Origin of the sequence: Psychromonas sp. Urea-02u-13 (assembly GCF_002835995.1) — a bacterium.
Taxonomy (GTDB): domain Bacteria; phylum Pseudomonadota; class Gammaproteobacteria; order Enterobacterales; family Psychromonadaceae; genus Psychromonas.
Window position 1 is genome coordinate 1 of record NZ_PJBZ01000226.1, and the last position, 694, is coordinate 694.

Annotated in this window: 2 protein-coding genes; both read right to left on the reverse strand. The window is 34.9% G+C overall.

Translation table 11 applies throughout. The features are described from left to right. Positions 1–12 precede the first annotated feature (12 nt). Positions 13–306 (reverse strand): type II toxin-antitoxin system RelE/ParE family toxin, encoded by a 294-nt coding sequence (locus CXF74_RS21520; RefSeq protein WP_101084692.1) that lies wholly within the window; start codon positions 304–306, stop codon positions 13–15. Continuing rightward, positions 306–545 carry a type II toxin-antitoxin system ParD family antitoxin gene (locus CXF74_RS21525; protein ID WP_101084693.1) on the reverse strand — a complete coding sequence of 80 codons (240 nt, stop codon included), beginning with the start codon at positions 543–545 and terminating at the stop codon, positions 306–308. The genes CXF74_RS21520 and CXF74_RS21525 overlap by 1 nt, the downstream gene beginning before the upstream one ends. Positions 546–694 lie beyond the last annotated feature (149 nt).

Below are 694 nucleotides of genomic sequence, written 5' to 3' on the forward strand. Positions count from 1 at the left end.
GTTATATTTTTCTCATAGAGCACGGTTAACATCCATGCTTTTATGTAAAATGCGAACAATTAGTATTTGATCTGCTTTATGCTCTTTGTAGTAAATTACATGGCTGGATTGAGGGTACTTACTATAACCTTCTCTAATGTAATTGCAGTTAATTCCTAGCTCGGGCTCATCTGCTAATAATTGAAATGAGTTATCTAGTAATTTTAAATAGTTATTTCGCTGTGCTTGTCCCCATGTTAACTGGGTGTACTTTGCTATTTTAATTAAATCTGACTTTGCTTTAGCTGATAATACGAATTTGTTCATTAGTGACTATCTTTATCAAGTTCAGCTAGTAACGAGTCATAGCTATAGTCAACGGTGCCACTTTGCTCACCTTGAATTAGCATATTACGTAAATTAAGTAACTTGCTCTCTTGGTCTTCTAATGCTCGCAAGCCGGCTCTTAGTACTTCGCTTGCTGAACCATAGCGACCAGAGTGAAGTTGTTGGCTTATGAACTGATCAAAATGATCACCTAAAGTAACGCTAGTATTTTTAGCCATTGTTAAAACCCTTTTAGTTAATACCAATATATATTAGATTATGGTATAAAAAATATAACAAGGCAATTAAGTCGGACAAAAAACAGTTGGCTTTTGTTCGTACCTCACAAAGTATAGCCAACTATTTTTTACCGCTTATTGCGGCGTTA

Coding starts and splice junctions, on each gene's coding strand:
- CXF74_RS21520 (WP_101084692.1), bottom strand. CDS start 306: ATGAACAAATTCGTATTATCAGCTAAAGCAAAGTCAGATTTAATTAAA.
- CXF74_RS21525 (WP_101084693.1), bottom strand. CDS start 545: ATGGCTAAAAATACTAGCGTTACTTTAGGTGATCATTTTGATCAGTTC.